This window comes from Parageobacillus thermantarcticus (assembly GCF_900111865.1).
GTDB lineage: Bacteria > Bacillota > Bacilli > Bacillales > Anoxybacillaceae > Parageobacillus > Parageobacillus thermantarcticus.
This window is the reverse complement of record NZ_FOJS01000096.1, coordinates 1-1,908: the sequence shown is the minus strand read 5'-3', so window position 1 is coordinate 1,908 and position 1,908 is coordinate 1. Positions and strand designations below refer to the sequence as shown.

The following is a 1,908-nucleotide window of genomic DNA, read 5'->3' as shown; positions in this document are numbered from 1 at the left end:
TACTCACATTCTACAGGAAAGGTGCTCTTTTTTCTATACACTTTGGATTTTATTGGATAATCAACACGCCTGTCATGAGACATGAACCTCCTTGTGGGTAGTTGGTAGCACATCTATTCTAACCAAGGAATCGGGTTCATGTCTCCTTTTTTGTTTAGTTGTCAATTTATGTCAGTGAATTTGCTCATCTACAGTAATAGTAAATAAAATTTTTGCATGGCCATTAATGAGCGCGAAGAATAAACCATTTGTAGAACTGGGAATAAAAAAATTTTTTGATGGCGACTACGTTAGTTCCATTCACATATTAGTCCCTCAATTCGAGTCCACCCTTAGACGAATGTTTGCAGCCGCGGGATATGCGACTACTTCGATCAAAAAGTCTACTGCACAACATGAAGAAACATTTAACGAATTTTTGAACAGAGATGATATAAAAGAGGCTTTAGGGGAACGCATTCATAAATTGATACAAATGGTAATGGTAGATCAGATGGGAATAAATTTACGTAATAAGGTGGCTCATGGATTAATTGCGTTTGAACAGTGCACGAAAGGTCTTAACTTGTTAGTGATTTATTTATTTTTATTACTGACCAATTATTCAGTGGTCAAAGAAGAAAATAATGCAAGTGAGTAAACTTTTTGTATAGGTTTCAGTCATTGGGCGATTAATTTAACACATCGGTTCTGAAAAATTCTCTACCTTAAAAGACTATATGGAGTCGCAACATTACATTGCCGCAGCGGATTTAGTCATTTCAAAGCCAGATTGGGGAATCGTTAGTGAAGCGGTATGTGATTGTAGGCCATGTTTGTAAGGGTGCCTTGTCACTGGTCGAAAAAATGACAAAAAGAAAACCACCGTTTACAACTTCAGTAACGACTTAGGCCAGTGATGGAAACGTGTAAAAAAGTCACGGGGCCGCAAAACTTTCATTGAATACATCGACCGCCGCCTGGGTGTCCCGGCGCGGCTTGTGGCGCTATCGCAAAAAATTATGAAGAACTTAGCTGGAAAGCGGAATGTTCGTTGGAAGATATTATTGCAAGCGAGTGTATAGCTGAAAAGTAAGGTAAATAGGAAGCCTCCTGATGAATGGTGTTTAGTAGGAGGCTGTTCATTTTTATATAGTTACCTCATCAGATTTCGCTTTGATATTTAATGTTCCGCCTGTTTTTCGCAATATTTTTTGTAATCTAATGATATACGTAGATTTTAGAGCAGGTGTTCTAACTCTTGTAGTAATGATTCTTCCTTCCAACACATATTCTCGAAGATATGGTTGTAATTGTTCAATTGTTTTTGAAATTTGCTGTACAGCTTTTTCTAAATCAGACCCTTTCAGTTCTATAAAGAATGCTCTTTTATCTTCATTAATTAAAAAAAGGAAGTCACATTTTATACCTTCTGTAAGAATACAGCCATCTACCCGATATAGTGCGACTTTTTTTTCTTTTGTTGTTTATAAATTTTATCCCCCGACCGTTTTCTTCAACTGTTACCAAACTTCGGTTATCGTTGTATTCTAGGCATCTTTCCCATGCTTGAATCGGCATCTTTAATCCTCCAGTTCCTCCACTTCCATTAGTCGATCTAATAAATCATTGATTGCGTTTGATGCTTCGTCTATTTCCTCCGGTCTAATTAATCCTAGCTCTTCATCGACGATGCTTTTGTAACTGAATGTATCTTCCGTGCGTTCAACCATATAAGCTCTGAGCTTTGAAGGGGAAACTCGCAGTTTTTTATCGACGATAGGATGATTACCTTTGTCTAGTTTTTCACTAATCTGAGCAGCGTACAAGTATATAGTGACATACTCCCACCACCTACGCTTCGCTTAGAGGTGGGGGCTTCTCGGGTAATCCCATCTCATGATGGGAAGTTGACCGAGCGATCCCCGT

The 1,908-nt window shown here is 38.3% G+C and carries 2 protein-coding genes; one reads left to right on the top strand and one right to left on the bottom strand.

Annotated elements, in window-relative coordinates:
- Window positions 1–226 precede the first annotated feature (226 nt).
- A complete protein-coding gene (locus tag BM278_RS18140; RefSeq protein ID WP_090952529.1) occupies window positions 227–640 on the top strand; it encodes a DUF4209 domain-containing protein in 414 nt (137 codons plus the stop codon).
- Between the two features lie 922 nt (window positions 641–1,562).
- Here the strand turns inward: BM278_RS18140 and BM278_RS19015 are convergent.
- A complete protein-coding gene (locus tag BM278_RS19015) occupies window positions 1,563–1,712 on the bottom strand; it encodes a hypothetical protein (RefSeq protein ID WP_167359686.1) in 150 nt (49 codons plus the stop codon).
- Window positions 1,713–1,908: the final 196 nt, after the last annotated feature.

Excerpts from the sequence above, each read along its gene's own strand:
- BM278_RS19015 (WP_167359686.1), bottom strand. The coding sequence starts at position 1,712 with ATGGTTGAACGCACGGAAGATACATTCAGTTACAAAAGCATCGTCGAT.
- BM278_RS18140 (WP_090952529.1), top strand. The coding sequence starts at position 227 with ATGAGCGCGAAGAATAAACCATTTGTAGAACTGGGAATAAAAAAATTT.